Source organism: Lederbergia citrisecunda, from assembly GCF_018343695.1.
Lineage (GTDB): Bacteria > Bacillota > Bacilli > Bacillales > Bacillaceae_C > Lederbergia > Lederbergia citrisecunda.
Genome location: NZ_JAGYPJ010000001.1, coordinates 2,011,326 through 2,034,660, shown reverse-complemented (window position 1 = coordinate 2,034,660; position 23,335 = coordinate 2,011,326). Strand labels below are relative to the sequence as shown.

The 23,335-nt window shown below is 36.2% G+C and carries 19 protein-coding genes, 2 pseudogenes and 1 other annotated feature; of the genes and pseudogenes, 14 read left to right on the top strand and 7 right to left on the bottom strand.

Annotated features, from left to right (window positions below):
- Window positions 1-129: 129 nt before the first annotated feature.
- Complete coding sequence (locus tag KHA93_RS10130; RefSeq protein ID WP_213110634.1) at window positions 130-3,126, bottom strand: transglycosylase domain-containing protein; 2,997 nt, start codon at window positions 3,124-3,126, stop codon at window positions 130-132.
- A 143-nt stretch (window positions 3,127-3,269) separates the two neighbouring features.
- Window positions 3,270-3,497, top strand: a binding site (T-box leader).
- A gap of 49 nt (window positions 3,498-3,546) precedes the next feature.
- Between KHA93_RS10130 and tyrS the strand changes: the two genes are divergently transcribed.
- The gene (gene tyrS, locus KHA93_RS10125) at window positions 3,547-4,812 is read left to right on the top strand and encodes a tyrosine--tRNA ligase (RefSeq protein ID WP_213110633.1); all 1,266 of its coding nucleotides are present in this window, start codon (window positions 3,547-3,549) and stop codon (window positions 4,810-4,812) included.
- A gap of 86 nt (window positions 4,813-4,898) precedes the next feature.
- Here tyrS and KHA93_RS10120 read toward each other — a convergent pair whose 3' ends face one another.
- On the bottom strand, window positions 4,899-6,146 hold the full coding sequence (locus KHA93_RS10120; RefSeq protein ID WP_213110632.1) for a sensor histidine kinase: 1,248 nt from the start codon (window positions 6,144-6,146) through the stop codon (window positions 4,899-4,901).
- A 68-nt stretch (window positions 6,147-6,214) separates the two neighbouring features.
- Window positions 6,215-7,273 (bottom strand): sensor histidine kinase, encoded by a 1,059-nt coding sequence (locus KHA93_RS10115; protein ID WP_233711114.1) that lies wholly within the window; start codon window positions 7,271-7,273, stop codon window positions 6,215-6,217.
- Window positions 7,274-7,592: 319 nt separating this feature from the next.
- On the opposite strand from KHA93_RS10115, the gene KHA93_RS10110 reads away from it, so the two are divergent.
- Window positions 7,593-7,973 (top strand): VOC family protein, encoded by a 381-nt coding sequence (locus KHA93_RS10110; RefSeq protein WP_213110631.1) that lies wholly within the window; start codon window positions 7,593-7,595, stop codon window positions 7,971-7,973.
- Between the two features lie 331 nt (window positions 7,974-8,304).
- Window positions 8,305-8,883, top strand: coding sequence for a pyridoxamine 5'-phosphate oxidase (pdxH, locus tag KHA93_RS10105; RefSeq protein ID WP_213110630.1), 579 nt, complete (start codon window positions 8,305-8,307; stop codon window positions 8,881-8,883).
- Between the two features lie 433 nt (window positions 8,884-9,316).
- On the opposite strand, the gene KHA93_RS10100 is transcribed toward pdxH, so the two are convergent.
- Window positions 9,317-10,516, bottom strand: coding sequence for an IS256 family transposase (locus KHA93_RS10100; protein WP_213109032.1), 1,200 nt, complete (start codon window positions 10,514-10,516; stop codon window positions 9,317-9,319).
- 346 nt (window positions 10,517-10,862) lie between these two features.
- On the opposite strand from KHA93_RS10100, the gene KHA93_RS10095 reads away from it, so the two are divergent.
- The 8 genes and pseudogenes from KHA93_RS10095 (at window position 10,863) to KHA93_RS10060 (ending at window position 17,648) form a co-directional block, all read left to right on the top strand.
- Window positions 10,863-11,330: a hypothetical protein gene (locus KHA93_RS10095; RefSeq protein WP_213110629.1), complete on the top strand. Its 468-nt coding sequence runs from the start codon at window positions 10,863-10,865 to the stop codon at window positions 11,328-11,330.
- Window positions 11,331-11,547: 217 nt separating this feature from the next.
- The gene (locus KHA93_RS10090; protein ID WP_213110628.1) at window positions 11,548-12,051 is read left to right on the top strand and encodes a hypothetical protein; all 504 of its coding nucleotides are present in this window, start codon (window positions 11,548-11,550) and stop codon (window positions 12,049-12,051) included.
- A gap of 83 nt (window positions 12,052-12,134) precedes the next feature.
- Window positions 12,135-12,752, top strand: coding sequence for a uridine kinase family protein (locus KHA93_RS10085; RefSeq protein ID WP_213110627.1), 618 nt, complete (start codon window positions 12,135-12,137; stop codon window positions 12,750-12,752).
- A gap of 814 nt (window positions 12,753-13,566) precedes the next feature.
- A pseudogene (locus KHA93_RS23715) lies at window positions 13,567-14,123 on the top strand (NADPH-dependent FMN reductase).
- Window positions 14,124-14,207: 84 nt separating this feature from the next.
- A complete protein-coding gene (locus KHA93_RS10075; protein ID WP_213110626.1) occupies window positions 14,208-14,615 on the top strand; it encodes a (4Fe-4S)-binding protein in 408 nt (135 codons plus the stop codon).
- A gap of 24 nt (window positions 14,616-14,639) precedes the next feature.
- A complete protein-coding gene (locus tag KHA93_RS10070; protein ID WP_213110625.1) occupies window positions 14,640-14,927 on the top strand; it encodes a GNAT family N-acetyltransferase in 288 nt (95 codons plus the stop codon).
- Between the two features lie 173 nt (window positions 14,928-15,100).
- Window positions 15,101-16,462 (top strand): FAD-dependent oxidoreductase, encoded by a 1,362-nt coding sequence (locus KHA93_RS10065; RefSeq protein WP_213110624.1) that lies wholly within the window; start codon window positions 15,101-15,103, stop codon window positions 16,460-16,462.
- Between the two features lie 96 nt (window positions 16,463-16,558).
- Window positions 16,559-17,648: pseudogene (locus KHA93_RS10060) on the top strand (low temperature requirement protein A).
- Window positions 17,649-17,921: 273 nt separating this feature from the next.
- Here the strand turns inward: KHA93_RS10060 and KHA93_RS23225 are convergent.
- Entirely contained in the window at window positions 17,922-18,038 is a 117-nt protein-coding gene (locus KHA93_RS23225; RefSeq protein ID WP_233711112.1) for a winged helix-turn-helix transcriptional regulator, read from the bottom strand.
- A 120-nt stretch (window positions 18,039-18,158) separates the two neighbouring features.
- Here KHA93_RS23225 and KHA93_RS10050 point away from each other — a divergent pair, with 120 nt between their 5' ends.
- A complete protein-coding gene (locus KHA93_RS10050) occupies window positions 18,159-18,407 on the top strand; it encodes a LapA family protein (RefSeq protein ID WP_213110623.1) in 249 nt (82 codons plus the stop codon).
- 367 nt (window positions 18,408-18,774) lie between these two features.
- On the opposite strand, the gene rpsD is transcribed toward KHA93_RS10050, so the two are convergent.
- Window positions 18,775-19,377 (bottom strand): 30S ribosomal protein S4, encoded by a 603-nt coding sequence (gene rpsD / locus KHA93_RS10045; RefSeq protein WP_213110622.1) that lies wholly within the window; start codon window positions 19,375-19,377, stop codon window positions 18,775-18,777.
- A 389-nt stretch (window positions 19,378-19,766) separates the two neighbouring features.
- Between rpsD and KHA93_RS10040 the strand changes: the two genes are divergently transcribed.
- Window positions 19,767-21,179, top strand: a complete 1,413-nt coding sequence (locus KHA93_RS10040; protein ID WP_213110621.1) for a sensor domain-containing diguanylate cyclase — start codon at window positions 19,767-19,769, stop codon at window positions 21,177-21,179.
- A gap of 121 nt (window positions 21,180-21,300) precedes the next feature.
- Window positions 21,301-22,224 carry a nuclease-related domain-containing protein gene (locus KHA93_RS10035; RefSeq protein ID WP_213110620.1) on the top strand — a complete coding sequence of 308 codons (924 nt, stop codon included), beginning with the start codon at window positions 21,301-21,303 and terminating at the stop codon, window positions 22,222-22,224.
- A gap of 508 nt (window positions 22,225-22,732) precedes the next feature.
- Here the strand turns inward: KHA93_RS10035 and KHA93_RS10030 are convergent.
- On the bottom strand, window positions 22,733-23,212 hold the full coding sequence (locus KHA93_RS10030; RefSeq protein ID WP_213110619.1) for a GAF domain-containing protein: 480 nt from the start codon (window positions 23,210-23,212) through the stop codon (window positions 22,733-22,735).
- Between the last annotated feature and the right edge of the window lie 123 nt (window positions 23,213-23,335).

The window sequence follows — 23,335 nt, the reverse complement described above, 5'->3', positions numbered from 1 at the left end:
GCTTTTAAAATATCTAGTCTCGATAGAATATGAATCTCGCATAATTTGGTAATCCCTAATAGACTTACGTTAATAACTGATTGGAACTTACGACAGCTAAAAAAAAGACCGGGCATAGCCCGGTTTCTCTTATGGATTTTCTTCTCCAGAGTTGTTACCACCATTATTTTTTTTACTTTCTTCGTCCTTCTTTTTCTGTTCTTCTTCTTTCTTTTTCTGTTCTTCTTCTTTCTTTTTTTGCTCTTCAGCTTTTTTCTTTTCTTCCTCTTTTTTCTTTTTCTCTTCTTCTTTATTCTTTTGTTCTTCCTCTTTCTTCTTCTGCTCTTCAGCTTTCTTTTGCTCTTCCTCTAATTTCTTTTTCTCTTCTTCTTCTTTTTTCTTCAGTTCCTCACCATTTCCAATTGGTTCGGCTTGTTTTGATTCTCTACCAGCAATATCGACTGCCACTACGTAAAACATTCCGTCCCCGACTTTATGTGCAAGATCTCCATCAGACATGATGGACGCAATCTTTTTACCTTTATCTGTATAAATACGGTAACCAATTACATCCTTACTCGAGGAGGCACTCCATTTTAACGTTCCATCAGAGAAGGAAGCCTTAACTGCAGCAGGAGCCTTTCCATCATCTGCAAGCTTGTCATCGGCAACTAAGAGATCTTTCCATTTAGGATTATCCTTCGGAATAAGTTGTGAAAAGTCTTTAACATATCCCATGGTAATACGTTTCAGGAAATCCGGATTAATTACTAAGCCTTGCTGAGTAAATTCTTCAGGAGTCGATGGCAATGCAGCATATTTTTTTCCTCCTGCTAAAACATACCTTCCACCTGCACCTAAGCTATCATCTGTTTTAGATGGAACATATTTAGCATTAAAAATATCTGCTTGAATGAGCCCAGCTTTAGAACATGCTTCAGAAGGTAGCATACCGGATACCGCACAATAAGAGCGATTGACGATTCCGCCAGGCATTTCGAAACGTTTATTATCTTTTGGTTTTACGACGTCTGGAGCAACATCATATGCAGCGTTCATTAAATTGGCCCAGATGCGATAATTTCTTAAGTCATATCCTTGACTCTGAGGTTTATTTGAATTGTATCCCATCCACGTTCCCATTGTCACATTCGGATTTGAAACTACGAGCCAAGAATCTTTAGACTCGTTGGAAGTTCCTGTTTTACCTGCCCAATCAGCTGAAAATTTCAGCATTCCAGGTAAAGCCTGAGCTGTACCGTAATTCAACACGCCCCTCATTACATCTGTCATTAGATAAGCGGTTTGTGGACTAAATACTTCAACTGGTTTCGATTTATGTTTGAAAACGATATTTCCTTTTTGATCGGTAATCTTTTCAATCATATAAGCATCTTTAAATTTACCACCATTAGCAAAAGTCGTATAAGCATTCGTATTTTCTTCAACAGTAACACCAACTGTTAATCCACCTAAAGCGAGGGAAGGGTTGGCATACTCATTTGGCTGTAAGCTTGTAAAGCCCATTTTTTCCAAATACTTCGTCGGCTTTTGATCGATGATTTTCATATAAGTTGCAACCGCGGTGGCGTTATATGATTTTGCTAGAGCATATCTCGTTGAAACGAGTCCATAAAATTTCCCTCTTGTAAAGTTATAAGGTGTATACGTCTTTCCTCCAGCAGGAATATTATATGGAAGGTCTGCAACAATTGCCCCTGGCGCACTTACTCCAAGCTCATAGGCTGGAGCATAAACAAGAAGTGGTTTCATGGTTGACCCATTTTGACGTTTAGTATGAGTTGCATGATTGTTTTGATTTAGTTCATAATCACGTCCAGCGACAAAACTTAAAATTTTTCCAGATTTATTTTCAATTAAAATAGAACCGATCTGAACAGGATCATCTACTGTTTCCATTTCACCTGTTTCTTCATTTTTTCTTTCTACCTTATAAGTCGGACCATAGTTTTGATACTCATCTTTTGTTTTTTGCTGTACATCGTATATGTCTTTATTGATTGTAGAATAAATATTATATCCATTTTGGCGTATATCTCGATTAGCTAGCGTCCAATATTTATCGAATAACTTCTTATCCTTTTTTAAATCACCTTTCGAATAGCCATCTTTTTTCGCTAATATCTCAGTTAGGACATTGACTGCTCTTTCCTCAAGTTCGAACGTAAGTGCAGGGTATTCCTCAAACGTTCTTGGCTGCCTAGGAATAAAATCAGCCGTAATATCGTAATTAATCGCCTTTTTATATTCTTTTTCTGTAATATAATTTTCTTTTTTCATCCTATTTAAAACGGTCTTCATTCGATTCAGGCCAGGTTCAAGTCCTTCTGGGCTCTTGAGTTCACCTTGATTCGTAAAAGGTGTATATCCGAATGGACTTTGTGGTAATCCTGCTATAAAAGCAGCTTGCGCTAAATTCAAATCTTTGGCTTCGACTCCAAATATTCCTTTAGCTGCGGCTTGTACTCCGCCAATGTTTTGTCCGGACGAATTTCGTCCAAAGGTGGATACATTTAAATATGCTTCTAAAATATGATCCTTATCTAGGAATCTTTCAATCCTTAAGGCAAGGAGGACTTCTTTTGCTTTACGATCAAAGGAAACTTCATTTGTTAAAATTTGGTTTTTGATAAGCTGCTGTGTTAAAGTACTACCACCAGATTGTACAGAAGAATTTGTAAACTCCTGAAAGACTGCGCGGAATAATGCTTTCGGAACAACACCTTTATGCTCATAAAAATATTGGTCTTCTGTCGCAATAACAGCTTTCTTTAAATATTTGGAGACGTCCTTAATACTAACTTCTTCCCGATCAATGTCTGAACGTAGTTTCCCAAGTGGAATATTATTATCAAAATACAAAGTTGACGTTTCTTCATATTGATGAATATCTTTTACCATAGAAGCTTCGGCACGTACTTTTTCATCCTTGACGAGGGCTGCAAAGTATCCAGCTCCAACTCCACCGGCAAAAGCACCGCCAATCATGATGACGATAAAAAGCAGAAGCAATAAATTCCAAACGACACCGTATGTTATGCGGACTCCCTTACCGATATTTTTAAAATTAAAAGCGGAAGCGAGCTTGTTTATTCGTTCTTTGCCTCTATTTTCACGATTTGTCATAAGTTTTAATCCCCCCAAAATCATTCCTATTATAGCATAATTGAATGGATTGGTATGTAAAATTAGAGTAATTTCCGAGTCAAGATTGACATTATTATTAAATTGTGGGTAAAATACGATATATTAAGTATTAATTATTATAATGATAAGCGTTGATAGGAATAAGTAGTCAACTGTCCCTGTTTTAAGAGAGCCAGTGGGAGGTGAAAACTGGCACAAACAGTATGATGAAGTACCTCCTTGAGCTTTTGCCGTGAAAAATAGCAGTAGCGGCAAACGGTGACCAGCATCGTTAATGGAATTGAGTGAGGAGTATGAAAAGTTTCATAATCCTAAGTTGGGTGGTAACACGGTAAATAGTCGTCCCTTCGTTTTTACGAAGGGGCGTTTTTAATTTTTATGGAAAGTGGTGAATAGTTGATGAGTCAATTATTAGAAGATTTAAGATGGCGTGGAATTATTTATCAAGAAACTGATGCTGAAGGAATGGAAGATACACTTAACAAAGAGAAAATATCATTGTATTGCGGAGTAGACCCTACTGCTGACAGCATGCATATTGGGCATTTGTTGCCATTTTTAACACTGAGACGTTTTCAACAACATGGACATCGACCAATCGTACTAGTTGGTGGTGCGACAGGATTAATTGGTGATCCAAGCGGTAAAAAGGAAGAGCGCCAATTGCAAACGATTGAACAAGTTGAGAAAAACGTTCAAGGAATTAAGAAACAGCTAGAGCAAATATTCGATTTTGATGGGGAAAATGCGGCCGTTTTGACGAATAATTTCGATTGGGCCGGTTCCATGGATCTCATTACCTTTTTGAGGGATTTTGGTAAAAACATTGGTGTAAACTACATGCTTGCAAAAGATACAATCGCTTCACGTTTAGATACGGGAATATCTTTTACAGAGTTCTCATACACGATTCTTCAGGCAATTGATTTCTTTAAGCTATATGAAAATTTACATTGTAAAATGCAAATTGGTGGTAGTGACCAATGGGGAAATATTACAACCGGTCTTGAAATGATTCGAAAAATGGCGGGTGAAGGTGCAAAAGCATACGGTATGACCATTCCTCTCGTGACGAAAGCGGATGGTACGAAATTTGGTAAAACTGAAGGTGGAGCAATATGGCTTGATCCTAAAAAGACGACTCCATACGAATTTTATCAATTCTGGATTAATACGGCAGATGCGGATGTTGTGAAATATTTGAAGTTCTTTACGTTCTTGAATAAGGAAGTAATTGATGAATTAGAAACTTCTGTTAAGGAAGAACCGCATTTAAGAAAAGCGCAGCGAGCACTTGCTGAAGAGATGACCCGTCTTATCCATGGGGAATCTGCATTACAACAAGCTATAAGAATTACGGAAGCTCTTTTTAGCGGTGATGTTAAAAAATTAAATGTGGAAGAAATTGAGCAAGGATTTAAGGATGTGCCATCTCATGAGCACCAAACAGGAGACGATTTGAATTTAGTTGAAATTCTAGTCGCAGCAAAAATTTCTCCTTCTAAACGTCAGGCAAGAGAAGACATTCAATCTGGCGCTATTTCCATTAATGGCGAAAGAGTAACGGATATTCAATATAGTTTAAGTGAAGAAGACCGCCTTGGAAACCAATTTACCATTATCCGCCGCGGAAAGAAAAAATATCATTTAATTCGATTTAAGTAAAAGTACACTACACCGATTGATGTGAATAAACAAGTAATTTTAGCAGAGCCCAATAATCAGAAGCCAGCCTCTTAATAGAGCTGGCTTCATTTTGTTTCATCTATAGGAAAAGAAAACTCGAATGTCGTTCCTTTCCCAACCTCACTTTTAACATTTATTGTCCCATTTAATGCTCTAATAATATTATATGAGACCATAATTCCGAGACCAGTGCCGCTTTCTCCTTTTGTTGAATAATATGGCTCGCCTAAACGTTCGACTTGCTCTTGTGTCATTCCTTTTCCCGTATCGTGTATCCGGATGAATGCGTTTGTTTGTGTAGATTCAACCTCAACTTTTAATGGTCCACCAGTCTCCATCGCTTCAATTGAATTTTTTATAATATTAACAAAGCATTGATGAAAGCTTTGTCGATTTCCATTAATCCAGAATATACTTGAAAACTTAGATTCGATGGTGACCGAATTTCTTTTTGCAAGGGGCTGCATTATGTTAGTGACGATATCCAATTCATCATTTACATTAAGTGATTCGACTCTTTCAATTTGAGGGTTAGTATAGTTTAAAAAATTTTGAATAACTTTTTCAGCACTATTAAGTTCACTTTTTAGGATGGAAAGATACTGATCTCTTTTATCATTTGAAATAGTTTCATCTTGCATAAGTTGAACAAAGCCAATTGCGGCAGTTAATGGATTCCGAATTTCATGAGAAATCGCCGCAGCCATTTTCTCTACTACTTCTAATCTCTTTGTTTTCACAAGATGATGACGAAGGTAGATGGTTTTAAAAAGAATTTCAATAATAATGGCTATCATTGCTGATCCAATAGGTTGTATGATTAAATAGCCGAAATATACATCATAAATAGAGAATGGTTTTTGACTTATTTCCATTAATATAACTGGAAATAAGTTGACAATAAAGGTCATGATAGTTGCAATTATTACTCTTTGCCGTGAAGATGTTTTTAAAAACCACGGGGACATTCTCCAAAATATTAAAGAAGTGAATGCGATAATGATGGCAGTAGAGAAAAAGCCAAAATTAATACCATACATACCTCTAACAACAATGATAAACAGTCCTATTATCGGACCTATACCTAAATAGAGACCGCCAATTGTAAAAGGGATAGTCCGCAAATCTAGTAAAATATCTTCTTGGAAACGAAATTTAAAAGCGAAGCAAATAATTAAGGAAGCAAAACAAAATAAGATAGCTATTGTTTTTAATGAGCGTAGATTGTCTGAAAACCCTATCCATAATATCCCTAAAAACAGCAATATGATTAATAAAGATAGGTTAAAAAAGAAGTGTAAAGTAATGTCCAATCAGTAATCTCTCCTAGTTTCGAATTTAGAGTGATCTTTTATCGGAAAATCGTGTTTGAGAGTATCTTTTATGTAAACCTCTTGAATGAAAATCGGAATGTTGTACCAATCCCAATTTCACTATGTACATCAACCGTACCATTCATCGCTCGTACTATACTGTAGGCGACCATAATACTAAGTCCTGTTCCTTTTTTTCCGTTTGTTACGTAATATGGTTCTCCAAGACGCTCAATATTAGTTTTACTCATCCCGAATCCCGAATCTTTAATATAAATGATGATATTTTTTTTAGTCGTTTCTGTTTCTATCAAAATATCTCCGCCATTTGGCAATGATTCAATAGCATTTCGTATGATATAAATAAAACATTGCTGAAACTTCTGACGCTCTCCTTCTATGTATCCTATTGAAGAGAAGTTGCAAGATATTTTGATAGAAGCCGAATTTGCTAAAGGTTCCATTAGTTTTAAAATATGAAAGAGTTCATTATTTATATTAAGTTTTTCCAGTGATTCAATCTGTGGTTTTGAAAAAGTTAAATAGTCTTTTATGACTCGTTCAGCCGCCTCTAACTCTCCTTTTATGATAGAAAGATACTGCATTCTCTTCCCATTTTCCAATGAGTCCTCGTCTAGCAACTGGGCGAAACCGATTGCAGATGTTAATGGGTTTCGAATTTCATGGGAGATGGCAGCCCCCATTTGTTCAACTGCTTCCAGCTTTTCAGCTGTTAATAATTGTTGGTATAGTTGCTGATTTTTTTCAATCATTTCTATAATATATGAAAGCATGGCAACACCAATAGGAGGGACAACTATAAAAGCAATCCAAATATCGAGAAGCTGAAAAGGATGGATAAAAAGTACAATAAAAGTACTTAAGCAGATACTACATAACAACGTGACGCTCGTTGAAAACAAAATTCTTTGAGATGAACGAAGTTTTAAAAACCAAGGTGAAATAAACCAAAAAATAATTGTTAAAACGCTATAGAAACCGAAGACTAAATAGAATCCGTAATCGATACCATGAAGGGATCGTAATGCAATAATGAGGATCCCAAGTAATGGGCTAAGCCTCATATATAGAGCTCCAATGATAAAAGGAACAATACGTAGATCCATTACAATAGAATCATTTAATCTGTAAGAAAACAGAAAACATACAATAATTGAAGCTATACAATATAAGAGAGCAGTCTTTTTATAATATTGAGAAGTTACGAATTGTTTTGGAAGCATAAAGCAAAGAAAAAGCAGGACAATTAATAAGGATAAATTGAATAATAAATGTGTCGTTAAATATTCCAAGTGTCCACCTATTTTCCTTGTAATTTAGCTAAATATTACTATGGAGACTATAAATGTACAACAACTTTTTAATAGATTTCACTAAATTTTTAGAGTATATTGAAATTAGTTAGTATCAATAATGGGGGTTGTTATGTTGGCAAACGCTACGAATATTGCACCTTGGCTATCGGTTAGTAATGGAGCTAAGGCTGTAGACTTTTACAAAAAAGGGTTTAGTGCTGAAGAGGTTTATCGACTTGGCGAAGGAGATGCTGTGATTATTTCTCAACTTTCAGTTGATGGGGCTATGTTTTGGATTCAAGAAGATCCTAGCTCAAGTCCTGAGGCGTTGGGCAAAGGATCAGTCCGGGTGATTTTATCGGTAGATAATCCAGATGCAGTGTTTGAGAAAGCCGTTTCTGCCGGAGCTAAAGAAATTGCACCTATATATGAAGAACATGGTTGGAGAATTGGCCGTATCGAAGATCCGTTCGGTCATCATTGGGAAATTGGAAAACAAATTGGGGGATAATGATCATAAAAGAAAAAACCTAGAATTTGATCTAGGTTTTTTTCTCATAAAAATGTAAGTAGAGATTACTATGATTCCTTTTATAACCCAACCGTCAAGAACATTCCAAGAAGAAACATATTTCCAGTCAACAATTAATTTCCTGATATTCCTTTTTTCCATACCTAATCCAATTATACGGTAAAATTGCTTGTTATCCGTCATCATCTTTTCCTTGGCAAATTTTCAACAGCCTTGTAAATTCGTGTGGAGCCCACAAAAGTAGAGGATGGATCATTTGCAAAAAATCGGTTGCATAAATTGTATCGGAGACAAAGGAGGGTTTTGTTCAATGTGGAAACCAATTATAAAGTTCATATCATGGTGGGATGAGGCAAAGAACAATTCAAAATTGAAGCATCCTAGTGCAGTATGTGTATCAACAATTGATGAGCATGGCTTTCCATCTGGACGCTTTGTAGATTTAAAGTCTGTTGACGAGAGTGGGTTTATTTTTTGCACCAGTCTGGATTCTCAAAAAGGTCGGGATATTCAGCGTAATCCTAAGGTCGCGCTAACATTTTGGTGGGAAACAATCGGTTATCAAGTAAGAGTTAATGGCCTTGCCTCACAGATCTCTTCTTCCCTAGCGGAAAAATACTGGAAAACAAGGTCAAGAGACGCACAAATAACTACATTAAGTTGTAAACAGAGTCAGTATTTTTTCTCTGAACAAGATTTATATAAACAATTTGAGGAAGTCAAAAAGAATATTGAGGAAAAGCAAATACCCAAGCCGGAGAACTGGGGAGGTTTTGTCGTTAAACCCATCACTATTGAATTTCTGACATTTAAAGAAAGTCGGCTACATATAAGAGAACAATATACTATAAATGGTGATGAGTGGCAAAAAAGACTTTTACAACCTTAATGGCAAAGTGTTTTTGTGAATTTATTTATTATCGTATTATTGGGTTGTAGTTCAATGTCTAATGGTTCAGAAGTAAATATAGATTTAAGTGAATACAAACCTATGCCACCTAATGAAAATATAAAAATAGTTGGAGATGAGGCTAAGCGGAATAAAAGGTAGTGTGCTCTAAGTCAAGGATCTGCGTAAAATCTTGTGTAAGTAGTATTCTATAATCTTCGCAAGGCAAGAAATAATAGGTATGAAAAAATACAATCTGGCAAAACTATTATTGCCTTTTACCATAAAACAGGATAGGGCAATGCAGAAGTGCAACCCGAGCGATTTTATGGTTTTTACACTAAAACGGACGGACTTGATCTGTCCGTTTTTTCATCCGTTTTAGGGAAAACAAATGCGTTAAACTTCAGGGGTTTGGGGACAGAGTCCCCAATTATGATGTTTGATTTAAAATCTCAAGTTGGCTCAAGATTATATCCCAATTACGATAACGCATCTTCCATTTTTTTGTAATATTTTGAGATGCCAAATAGAGCATTTTCCTTAAGCTATCATCATTAGGGAAAATGGATTTTGTTTTGGTCACTTTTCTAAATTGACGATGTAACCCTTCTATTACATTCGTAGTATATATTATTTTCCTAATTTCGGGCGGATATGCAAAAAAGGTAGCTAAAATATCCCAATTTTCTTCCCATGATTTAACTGCAGTTGGATACTCTTTACCCCATTTTTCTTTAAATTCTTTGAGCCTTTCCATACCCGATTCTTCGTTAATTGAAGTATAGATTAGCTTTAAATCAGCGACAAATTCCTTTAAGTGTTTATAAGAAACATATTTAGTACTTGAACGTATCTGGTGAATGATACAACGTTGAATTCCAGCGAAAGGATACACGGCTTGTATGGCTTCTCTGAATCCTGTAAGCCCATCTACACAGAAAAGATTAACCGTTTTAACGCCTCTCGTTTTCAAATCGTTCAACACACCTAACCAAAACTTACTACTTTCATTTCCCCCAACCCAGATGCCTAATATTTCTTTATAACCTTCATTGTTAATACCCAATACCACATAGGCCGCCTTCGAGACAATTTGGTGATTATCCCGAATTTTATAATGAATGGCATCCATGAAAATAAAAGGATAATAGGCTTCAAGTGGACGGCTTTGCCACTCATTTACTTGTGGCATAATCTTTTCGCTAATCTTACTAACTAGCTCTGAGGAAATCTCAATATTATAGAGATCCTTGACTTGTTCCTTGATATCTCTGGTAGACATACCATGTGCGTAAAGAGAAAGAATTTTCTCTTCCAGCCCGTCCACATTTCTTTGGTATTTATCCAAAATTTGTGGCTCATACGAGCCATTTCTATCTCTAGGAACGTTTATTTCAACTTCGCCAAATTGCGTTTTTAGTTTCCGTTTTGTTGAACCATTTCGATAGTTATTAGGTCCATCACTCCGACGTTGGTGCTTTTCATAACCCAACTGCTCATCAATTTCGCATTTGAGCACTTCCTCCAAGACATTGGAAAACATCTCCTTGATCGTTTCCATAATTTGATCGGTACTAGTGAACTTTTGTTCCTTTACCATTTCTTTGATTAATTCCTTTGGTAATTTCATGACGAAAAATCCTCCTTGGCAAAATTAGTTATCCTAATTCTCGCCAAGGAGGATTGATTTGAAACCTATTTACACAACTTTTTCCGCACCGTCTAAGTCAATGTAATATTTTCACTTTTGACTTCTATGTATCTTACTTTTACATTTTATCACTAGCTTCCACACCATTTCTTCTAATGGTGCATTTTTTTTAACAGAGACAATTATAATCCGTTCAACGAATCGAACAAATAACTTTATGTTCTTGTTCTAAAGGGTAGTGTGAGTTCAAGGAAATCAAGGCTGTTAATGTAGCCTTTTCTTATTCGACGACCGTGCAGGTTACTGCAATTAGGAGGAGTATAGGATGAAGATATCCAATAAACTAATTGTATTTATATTAAGTTTCATTATCTCTTTTTTTTCTTGTTATGCTCTTTATAAACTGTACTTTTCAATTGTTATGGTAATCGGAGAAAGAAATCCTGAAATTGACAACGTTGCAGCAGCTGCTCTCTCTATGTTTATTGCTCCTTTATTATTATTTATATTTAATATCATGTTTTATTTATCTTTATACTTTATTTCAATTAGGAAGTTTCCTAGGCAATTATCTTCATGGAAACTACTCATACTTGATAAAAAATCTTTATGGTTAAATTTTCTTAGAATAACGTTATATTTAATATGTATATGGACAGTGATTGATACAGTAAAAGAAGAGGTAGTTCCTATATGGGTTATTATTACTGTAACCATTAATATTATTGTATACGGTTATTGGATCTTACAAATGATTGAGGAAGGATCTATTTTTAAAAAAATTAGTGATTAAATCTGATAAGGTTACGTTACATTGTTCTGCACTGTAAATACCTAAAGTAACGACAACATGCAAATTTAATTGTTTGTAATACAAAAAAAGAATAGATAATCATTTTTAATCCCACCTTTAACTGACGAAGCAGTAAGTAAAATAAATTAAAAACCGCTTCATATAATTAGATTTAGAACGTTCACTTTTTTAGGGATGAAAAACAGGGGGCGATAGTGTGAGAAAAATGGTATTTTTTTTGTCATTCATACTTATTGTCGTGACGGTTTTGCTGCTTTCTTCCAAACAACCAAAACAGGTAAGCTCTCCTCAATCAAATCAAACTGATTTAAAGGAGACAAGGTATATTGTTGAAAAGAATAGTACAATTGATCATTTAGAAGCAGAAGAAATGCCACCTAATGAAAGATGGCATTATATTAAAGATTTGAGAAATGCCACTTCTATAATCGTTCTGTGTCATCCAGCGTCTTATGAGATCGATAAGCCAAACTTGGTAGAGGAAATCACTGACTCGTTTCAAAAATCGAAGTACATTGAGAAAAGTGAGTATCCAAGTCACGAACCAGATGTAAAGTTATATTTCAAGAAAAGGGATGACTTTATTATGGCCGGGAGATTTTATCTGCAGGAAGGTGTGATCATTTCTCCTGAAGGACCTATCATAAAAATTGATTTGGAAACCGTACAAAAAATAATGAAACACGCTGATTGTAAATAAGTTGTATAAATTCGATTGTTGTTAGTATTCTTCTAAGTTCTTTATATATTTTTTTATCGTTTCTAGAGAGTGGAGTGGTAATAGTGGAAATTAACGAAATTACTCATATAACAAAAGCATCAATTCAACGAATTGTATCTGCTATAAATACCCGGCTGAAAGGACGAACCATTCCATTAGTGGTGTCCATCGACGGAGGAAGTGGTGCAGGGAAATCTACAATAGCAACTGAAGTAGCAATGCATTTTGGAGCAACAGTCATTCAATGTGATGACTTTTTTGCAGCCACTGTTACTCCTGAAGAATGGGATGCATGCTCACCTGAGGAAAAGGTTATGAGATGTATTGACTGGAAGCGAATGCGAAATGAGGTATTGTCTCCTTTGATGACTGGAGAAACCGTTCAATATCACCCATTTTCATTTTCTTCGAGGAACGGTTTGTCATCTTCAATAGTCACAAAAGAGCCTTCAAAGGTTATTTTACTGGATGGTATTTATTCTTCATTGCCTATCTTATCTGATGTAGTCGATGTTAAAGTTCTAGTGGATGTGTCACCCGATGTTCGACGCCATAGACATAATCTACGGGAGGGAAGTGAGGATCAAGAATGGCATGACATTTGGGACTGTGCCGAGGATTATTACTTCTCAGTTGTATGTCCACCATCTACATTTGATTTGATTGTTGGCAATGCGTAGCAAAAAATATTCCAATTCAGCATCTGTCCGCTCTTTTTCTATTAAAAACTAGTCCCGAATAAAAAAAGCCCCAAATCCTTTATATACCAAGGGCGTGGGGCTTTTTTAATACTGTGTTCTACAAAGCGATTTTATTATATATAGTTTTTCTAATCATTTTTTTTCTGACAAATAAAGAAAGGTTCCTGTAGATTATCAATAAAGTTATTAAATTATTTTTTGGTTGAGCATCATTCATTTTTTAAAAGAGAAAAAACCTTAGAAATTAAGCTATTGTACCGTAGGGTTCTACACCAAATGCCAGTGTAAAAAAAATTGAAAAAATCATAAATGCTTCATTTCACTCTATGCATCGTTTTCTTTTTTGTTTCTGCCATACGTTTCATTAATTTTTCTTTTTCGGCTTCAAATCAGTATTTTCCGTGTAATGCAAACATGTTTGTGTTATATGCTTCTACACCAGGTTAACAAATGGAGTAACACCCATCAACAGCCCACATCATTAGTATCTCCTTCATTTTATAAAATGTGTTTAACATTATTAATCCTTTTCAACAGCATGACCGCCAAATTCGTTGCGAAGTGCCACTACTACTTTTCCTGTAATGACGAGAAGATTTTGGCAATCGGGATATCTTAAGATATTAGCGAGCAAAAGAGTACAAGTTACAATTAGAACACTTAGTCAATCACGAACTGTTAGCAGGATTGAGAAATAGAAGTTTATAGACATGGAAAATTTTCAGGCAATAAATGATACTAACTTGGGATTTTTGAGCAAACTATTTGGACAATCAATAGAGGAGGATAAAACTTGGAAGAAAACAAATTAACAATCGCTACAATTTGCGGAAGTTTACGTAAAGATTCATTCAATCGCAAAGTATTAAACGCCATTGAACGAATCGCACCCGAACATTGGGAGTTTGATCACACAAATATATCGACAATCCCTCTTTATAATGCGGATATCCTCTATCAGTGGTTGAGTTTAAAGAAAGCATTCGAAAAGCTGACGGTGTTTTGATTGTTACCCCTGAATATAATACAGGGATCCCTGGGGGATTAAAAAACGCCCTGGATTGGGCCTCGCGTCCACCAAAAGATTCCGTTTTAATTCACAAGCCTTTTGCGATTGCAGGTGCTACACCGGGAAACGGAGGGACAGCGCAATCTCAGGCACAGGTGAGGCAAACCCTTCTGGCGATGGATGCATATACCTTGCCCGGACCTAAAATTCTAATTGGAAGGGTTCATGAAAAACTCAATGAGACGACCGGACTGTTTGATGATGACCGCACGTTACACTATCTTGACAGGTTTCTTATGACCTTTGAAAGTTGGATCCGAACCTTCCGTAATGGTGATTGATTGCATAGAGGTTCATAGATAAGAGGATAGGGGAATGAACGTAATAGAGATATTTTGCTAAAATCTTAAAAGGAGGGATCGAGGTTGGAGAACGATTATAAGTTGTATAGTGGAAAAGACATTGAGGTTAAATTTTATGCTAAACGTTGCCTTCATGCGGCTCAGTGTGTCAAAGGGCTTTCCGAAGTATTTGATGTGAAGAAGCGACCGTGGGTCAATCCGGATCAGGCATCAGCTGATGATGTGGCTAGAGTAATTGAACGTTGTCCTAGTGGCGCTTTGGAATATGTGAGAAAAGATGGAGAAGATCAAGAACAACCTCAAGCTGAAACAACCCTTGATTTACAACCTGGTCATGTAATGTATATCAGGGGGAACGTGACAATCAAGAACGGGAATGAAACGATTCAATGTAACCGAGCAGCGCTTTGCGGTTGCGGTCATTCCAACAACAAGCCGTTTTGTGACAACAGCCATGAATGCCGACCATAAAAAAATTTGAGAGGAGACTGAAGGATGATAGATATTAAGCAAGGGGAAAACAAATTTTATGTTGGGGACAATCAAGAGGAGCCTTTGGCAGAAATTCATTTTGTTCCAACAGGCGCAACGAAATTAATTGTCGATCACACGTATGTTTCCGACGGGCTTCGCGGGCAGGGCTTCGGTGAGGCATTAGTGGAACGAATCGTAACGTTCGCGCGTGAAGAACAGAAACAGATTATCCCTTTATGTCCATTTGCTAAAAGTCAGATTGATCGGCATGAGGAATACCAAGATGTTCTTAAGGATCGTCAAAACTAACCAAGTGGGAACCAATACCACACGTCTTTGTTCGCTATATTGAAAAATCGGTGATCTCGCTTTTGGGTCCTAAGGATCATCCTTTGGTAAAGGAGTGCGGAGAACATCGCGTTCTTCGCACTTTTTAAGTCGATTGTCGAAATCCGAATAACTTTGGGAATGGGGTGTAATTTATGAAATATGTGATTATCGGTGGAGATGCAGCGGGGATGAGTGCAGCCATGCAAATTATAAAATATGATCAGGATGCGGAAGTTGTTACATTGGAGAAAGGTGCCATTTATTCTTACGGACAGTGCGGACTTCCCTATACTATCAGCGGTTTGGTTCCTTCAACTGATGATCTTATTGCAAGAAGAATCGAAACCTTCCGAAATAAATTTGGAATCGACGCGAGGACTTATCATGAAGTACAAACCATTGACCCCAAAACAAAAACCGTTGTTGGCCAGGATACACAATCTGGGAAGAGGTTTCACCTTTCATATGACAAATTATTGATTGCTAGTGGCGCAAGTCCTATAATTCCCGACTGGAAAGGGATTGGTCTCAGCGGCGTACATACTTTGAAAACTATTCCAGACGCCAATCAAATCATTCGTAATCTTAGTGAAGAAATTCAAAATGTGACAGTCATTGGTGGGGGGGATATCGGCCTTGAAATGGCGGAAAGTTTCAGAACCCTTGGAAAAAGCGTTCGGCTGATTCATCGCGGAACGTACGTCGGCAAAATGTTTGATCCAGATATGGCACAATACATCCATGAAGAAGCTAAAAAACATCAAATTGAATTGATTGTAAACGAGAATGTGATAGCCATTGAGGGTCTTCGGTCTGTTGAGTCAATACGAACGGATCAAAAGGTTTATAAAACCGATCTTGTTTTAATTTCTACCGGAATTAAGCCGAATACATCTTTTATTCAAGGGACTGGGATTACTACGGGGATGAAAGGAGCCATTCAAACGAATCGTTACATGGAAACCAATGTGAAGGATATTTATGCAGCCGGGGATTGTACGCTACAATATCATATGGTAAAAGAGCAGGATGATTATGTTCCCCTTGGGACTACGGCCAACAAACAGGGACGTATTGCCGGGCTGAATATGGCGAGACAACCTCGGAGATTTAAAGGAATTACTGGCTCTTCTATTTTAAAATTCATGGATTTGACATTGGGAAAGACGGGTTTATCTGAATGGGAGGCCATGAAATTAAACATCCCCTATGAAGTCGTAAAGATTGAGGCGAAGGACATTGCTAATTATTATCCGGGATCTCGACCGATTCATATCAAGCTCACATACAGAAGTGACAATTATCAATTGCTTGGTGGGCAAATTATCGGGGAAAAGGGTGTCGATAAACGAGTGGATGTATTGGCCACTGCTCTTTTTAATCGAATGACTATCCTTGAACTTGAGGATCTCGACTTGAGTTATGCCCCCCCTTATAATGGCAGCTGGGATCCAATTCAACGAGCCGCGAGACAGGCTATGAGAGGTTTGTCAGAAAAGGTTAAACACGATTAACCTCTTATTTACGGTTTTTTGATGCCAGCAGGGCTCCCGTTTTGTGGCTTCTTTTTGATATTGTAATGTAATGTGTATGGAGGAGTAGATACGCTCATGGACGAGAAAAACCTAACTTGGTTAGAGGCTCTTTTTGATTTAATTTTTGTGGCTGCCATTGCGAAAGCTACACAGCTGCTATTACATATAGAGCGGGGGATTATTCCGACTGAATATCTATTGAAATTTGTTTTAATTTTTGTTCCAATTTGGTGGGCTTGGGTAGGTCAAACTTTATTTATTAACCGCTTTGGTAAGGATTGTGTCACCCAACGTTTATTTATGATCATTCAAATGATCTTTATCATCCTAATGACGGCCAGCTTGTCCGTTCATTTTGACCCATATTATATTCCATTCCTTATTGGCTATGTAGGAATTAGATTGTTAACATCCCTGCAATATTTATGGATTAGTAGACAAGAAAATGGTTCTCGCCAGCAAGCAGCTAATTATTTAGGCTATGGCTTTTTAATTGGCATCGGGGTCTCTTTATGTTCTATTTTCTTTGATTACTGGGTGCGATATCTTATTTTATACCTTGGTATTTTGATAGATATTATGGTCCCCATTTTGGGCCGTAAACATTTGGCGAAAGCTCCAACTGATACCCCGCATCTGTTAGCCCGGTTTTGGTCTTTTCACTATTATTTTGCTCGGAGAGTCCATAGTCAGTTTAATTGCAGTCTTGCATCCGGAACGAGGTGATTGGAATGCGATTGGTTTTGCCCTTTTATCTTTTGTCATCGTCATTTCCATGTGGTGGCAGTACTTCGATAATATTGAGAAAAAGGTTGATAAAGGGATAAAAAGCACCGGGCAAGCGGTTATTTATGGACATTTATTCATTTATATGTCTTTGAGTATTATTGCATCGTCCATTCAATTAGCATTTTTACATGATATTCGATATTGGTTTTTACTAACCTTGGTTTTTGTAGCTACTTTGATATATTTTCTTTCAAACACGCTTGTTTTCCATCAATATCGCTTTGTTAAACATCGTTTGAGCATTTATCATTTTGGTTCATTTGTGGGTATTTTAGCCGTGTTTCTTTTGGTTGATGGAGTGTTCATCGTTCCAACCATTGTTATTTTTGTTCAGTTAGCTGTTTTTTTTATAATCTACGCGAAAGTAACAGCATAGAGTTTTTTTATCTACGTGACCTTATGGATTATGTTGACAAAGAATACGCGAATACGAATCAGGACAATATGTCCAGAACAAACGAGACTATTTCTTTCTGCTTATGGAAAATATGTTCGTTGTTAAAATCCTTAAAGTCTGTTTGCCATTTTCTATATCAAAGATTTCGTTTCATGTGTATTGTTTGTCACTATTGCTTGATAGCCTAATCCTCATTCTGTTATTGTCTCGATAACTGGTCTGAGCGTAATACCCAAATTACTAGGTGGAACATCAGCGTATGCCTATGATTCCATCTTCCTCCATAGCCCGTAGATTCTGTGTAAGTACCTTTTGGCTACCATCAGGTATTCCATTTCTAAGATCACCAAATCGTTTCGTACCAGTCAATAACTCACGAAAATAATAATAAAGGTGTTTAAAAAAGGGTAAATCCTTGCTGCACGATAGTGATTGTCCTAAGTTAGTCCTGATAATATAATAGTTAAATAACAATTAATGAGGTGGCTTATGAAAAGGCAATGGAACTTAATATTAGCACTGATTTTGGTCTTAATTATCGCGGTTTTTTCAGTTATCAATGTTGACATTGTAACGGTTAATTACTTATTTGGAAAAGCTGAGTGGCCATTGATCCTCGTCATTATTGGCTCAGTCCTATTGGGAGCACTATTAGTTGGATTAATTGGTATGATGAAAATTTATCAGCTTCAAAGAGCTTTGAAAAAGGCAGGAGGCGAAATAGATCAAAATTCGTAAATGTTGATCTATTTCACTAAGAGCACTATTGTAGAACAACACTCAGAATAAAACGACTTGATTATTTTATATTTTAAAAGTAGTGAATTATTTTTCATCAAAAATTAAGCAACTTTATTATAATCCCGTCCTAAAAATCAGGACGGGTTATAAGTATTTGAGGTTATAAAAATAAATAACTTTATTGTCACTCTACGTATATATTTTTAGATATTTATGGTTTGGAAAATAGATAGCCCCATTTGCCCCAAAATAATACCTAATTTTACGTTGTTTTACATACCTTAAATAAATGAAAAAGCCCCAAACCCATTATATATAGTGGGTTTGGGGCTTTTTAAATACTGCAATCTACTAAGCGATTTTATTAACGTGAGTAGAACTCAACGATAAACGCTTCGTTAATTTCAGAAGGAAGTTCAGAACGCTCAGGTATGCGAGTGAATGTTCCTTCAAGTTTGTCTGCATCGAAAGATACAAATTCTGGTACGAAGTTTGTAGCTTCAACAGATTCTTTAATGATGTCAAGGTTGCGTGATTTTTCACGAACACTGATTGTTTGGCCAGGAACAACTTTGTAAGATGGAATATCAACGCGACTTCCATCAACTAAAATATGGCCATGGTTTACTAATTGGCGAGCTTGACGACGTGTACGTGCAAGACCAAGACGGTAAACAATGTTATCAAGGCGTTGTTCAAGTAGGATCATGAAGTTTTCGCCGTGCTTACCTTTCATTTTACCAGCTTTTACGAACGTATTATGGAATTGACGTTCGTTTACTCCATACATATGACGAAGTTTTTGTTTTTCTTGAAGCTGTAAACCATATTCTGAAAGTTTTTTACGTTGGTTTGGACCATGTTGTCCAGGTGCATAAGGGCGACGATCTAATTCTTTTCCTGTACCGCTTAGAGAAATTCCAAGGCGACGGGAAAGTTTCCAGCTTGGGCCGGTGTAACGAGACATAGTAGTCTCCTCCTTTGTTTTTATTTTGTTGTAAAATAAAAACCGATTATGAGACAGCAAATATGTGTATTTTGTTTTCATGCACCTTCGCCCTAGCAGCAGCGGGTTACGAGATGCACCTCGAATCTTTTAATTCTGAGGAACAAAATACGATCATAATGTGTTCATCTAGGCTGCATTATTTTACACAACGACCATTATAATATTTTTACATTTTAAAGTCAACATTGGAAAAATGAAATATAAAATATATATGTAGGTAAAAAGTTCTATGTATGATATAATTATTCTAAAGTAGCTTACTAGATCCAATCTTGTGAAATTAAGGATATATAGGCGAATAGTCTTATTTATAACTATTATTTATTTGATAGGTGGGTTGATATCGAATGCCAAATCGGACAAATCCCATAGAAGAAAATCAAACATTAGAAGAAATAAGATATAGAGAATTATTTAGAGTTACTGAAAAATTCCATTCCAGCATGGATATTAATATTGTGTTAGCGGAAATTATCCAAACTCTAAAAAGAGTTTTTCCTACATATGACTATTTTTTGCTTCTATCAAACGATCACGACGCGAGCGAAGATCTACCTATCAAAAACTTAGAATACAATTCTGAAAACGTTTCAGCGATCGCATCCTATGTTAATGCGGCGGTCGAACTGGAAGAAAGTGAATATCCAGTTATGTATGCACCTTTAAAAGGAAAACAAGGTGTTTATGGAGTGCTTCAGGTCAAATCACATTTAACCTTTCCGCTTGAAAATAGTCAAATCGATTTTATTCGTTTGTTGGCTAATACAGCTGGAAATGCGCTAGAAAACGCTAAGTTATACCAGCAATCCCAAAAGTTAGTAGAGGATTTGCGATTAATAGATGAAGTATCTCAAAAATTAAACTCTACCTCAAGTTTAAGTAAAACAATGAATTATTTACATAATCAAATTAAAAAGTCATTTCATGCCTCTGCCATTGGATTTATCATTCTTGGAGGAGAAGAACCAAGGGTTTTGGAGGGCAGTTCAAACTACTTTGAAGGTGAAGACGGTAAGAAACTAATCCAGGCTGTTTTAGAGAGAATCGAAAATAATAATGATTCCCTTTTTATGGGCGAAATTAAACAAATGCCGGTATGTGTTCAGTCGAAGTACGGTTCATTAATGGCAGTGCCAATGATTCATAGTAATGCAGTGAACGGAATCGCCATTGTACTTGGTGACAAACCTTATAGCTTCTCTTTTGAAAAATTTAAGCTTCTTCAATCTCTAATTCAACGATCTTCATTAGCCGTTGCAAATCTTATGCTTAGAGAAAAGTTGGAGAAAATGGTGATTACAGATCAACTTACCCAACTTTATGCAAGAAATTATTTAAATGATATGATAGAAAAATCAATGCAAACCGATCGTGGAGGAACTTTCATCCTCATTGATTTGGATGATTTTAAAGAAATCAACGATACATACGGCCACCAAACTGGTGATCTAGTTCTTATTCAAGTAGCTAATCTTATTAAAGGTTGTCTGCGACCAACTGATATTGGTGCACGGTGGGGAGGGGAAGAGCTAGCGGTTTATTTACCGGGAGTCCCTATAGACAAAGGAGCAAGTATTGCGGAGCGACTCCTGAACCATGTATCACAACAAACAAGACCAGCAGTTACCATGTCTTGCGGTGTGTCTAATTGGGATTCTAGGCAACCTGATGAAGTTACCCAATTATTTAGTCGAGCTGACGCGGCCCTTTATGAAGCGAAAAATGCTGGGAAGAACCAAGTGGCAGTAAAAGAAATTTGATTATTAATGCTACCTATATTGTATTTTCAGAATGTTGAAAAATACCATATGGGTAGCATTTTTGTGTTCTTGAATTATTTTGGTATTTTTCATACAATTAAGATAATTACTTAGAAAGGAGATGATAAATATTAAACCGCGAATTGAAAGCAACGAATTAAGAATGTATAGGCTGTTAAATAGTAGAAAAATATTGTTGAATGAAGAAGCGACACACCTAGCTAGACTTGAAAAAGGTTATGAAGGTGAGCTGTTGTTTGATGAACGAGTCGAACGACTTTCGAAAGAATGGCTTGTTCTCAATGATATGCTGTTTGAAAGTAACAATACGGAATTTCAAATCGATTCCGTAATAATCGCTCAAAAACCGATATTATTGTTTGAGATTAAGAATTACGAAGGAGATTATTATATTGTAGATGATGATTGGTACTACATAAATGGAACTCAAATACAGAATCCTGTGTCTCAGCTGGAGAGAAAAGAAGTGCTTTTTCGAAGGCTACTTCGTGAACTCGGATACAATATCCCCATCGAATCATACCTACTGTTCGTTAATCCTGATTTCCACTTATATAACGCCCCAAGAAATCAATCAATTATTTTTTCAACTCAACTCAACCGTTTTTTTGAACAGTTAAATAAAATACCGACAAATATAAATGAACATTATAATAAATTTGCGCACAAACTAATTTCCCTGCACAAGACTGAATCACGTTTTACGAAAACACCAAAGTATACCTATGGAGAACTAAGGAAAGGGATTACTTGTGCTAGTTGTGATTCATTTAATCAAAAAATAGTAGGATCCATTTTAGAATGCGCATGTGGAAATACAGAAAATGTAACTTCCGCTATTTTTCGAAGTATCGAGGAATATAACCTTCTATTTCCGGCTAGAAAAATTACTACTAGTAACATTTATGAATGGTGTAATGGTATAAAATCTAAAAGAACCATTCAAAGGCTTCTTTCTAATAACTACAAACATATACGTCATGGAAAGTCTTCATATTTTATTGTAAAAAATCATATTGGGTAGCTTTAACATTCATAAATTGGTTTTATGAAAGTGTAAATGATAGACAAACTCTTGCAGAAAAAGGATCTTTGTTTATAAAAGTGTGTATAATGGACAAAATCCGGGTTTGGAAAGAAGAACTGTCCAATATAATGCGTATGATTGACAAAATCCGAGCTTGGAAAGGAAAACTGTCCGATATAATGCGTACGATGGACAAAATCTGAGCAGGGAAAGGAAATTTGTCCGATGTAATGCGTACGATGGACAAAATCCGAGCAGGAAAAGGAAGTTTGTCCAATATAATGAGTATGATTGACAAAGTTCGTACTAAAAAATGAAATCTATCCAACGCCGTAGCTATATTAAAAAAATCGGAGTAAACAAAGAAAACTCTCTAATATCTATAGAACTGATGGGTCTTGAAAAAAAACAACAAAACTACAGATAGGAAGATTCAATAGCAAAGGTCGTCTTGTTATCAAGACGACCTTCTACAGCTTTTTTACAATAAAATTAGTTGTAACTTCTATATATAAAGTAGTAGCTTCTCAACAAACTTTTCTAAGTATTCTTTGTCAAGTTCATCAAAACGGTTTTTTTCGGGACTATCGATATCGAGGACTCCTAGCAAAGCGCCATCTTTGATCAAAGGGATAACAATTTCCGATTGGGATGCTGCATCACATGCTATATGTCCAGGGAATAAGTGTACATCAGGAACAACGATCGTTTCTTTATTGGCTGCTGATGTTCCACAGACTCCTCTTCCTACAGGAATCCTTACACATGCAGGCAATCCTTGAAATGGACCAAGTACAAGTTCGTTATCTTCCATTAAATAAAATCCTATCCAATTGATACGATCAAGGAATTGGTTCAGTAATGCAGATGCATTGCTGAGGTTAGCAATCTGGTTTGTCTCTCCGTCTAAAAGAGCCATCATTTGCTTCGTTACTAGTTCATAATTCTTAATGCGATCTCCACTATATTCTTTTACTTCAAACATTATTACCCACCCTTTCCACAACAAATTTTTACATAAATCTTCAACACGACTTTATTCCTGCACAAACTGTCGATAAGTCTTCAAAGGAGTTCGTGTTTTTCTCTCGAAGTGTACATATATATT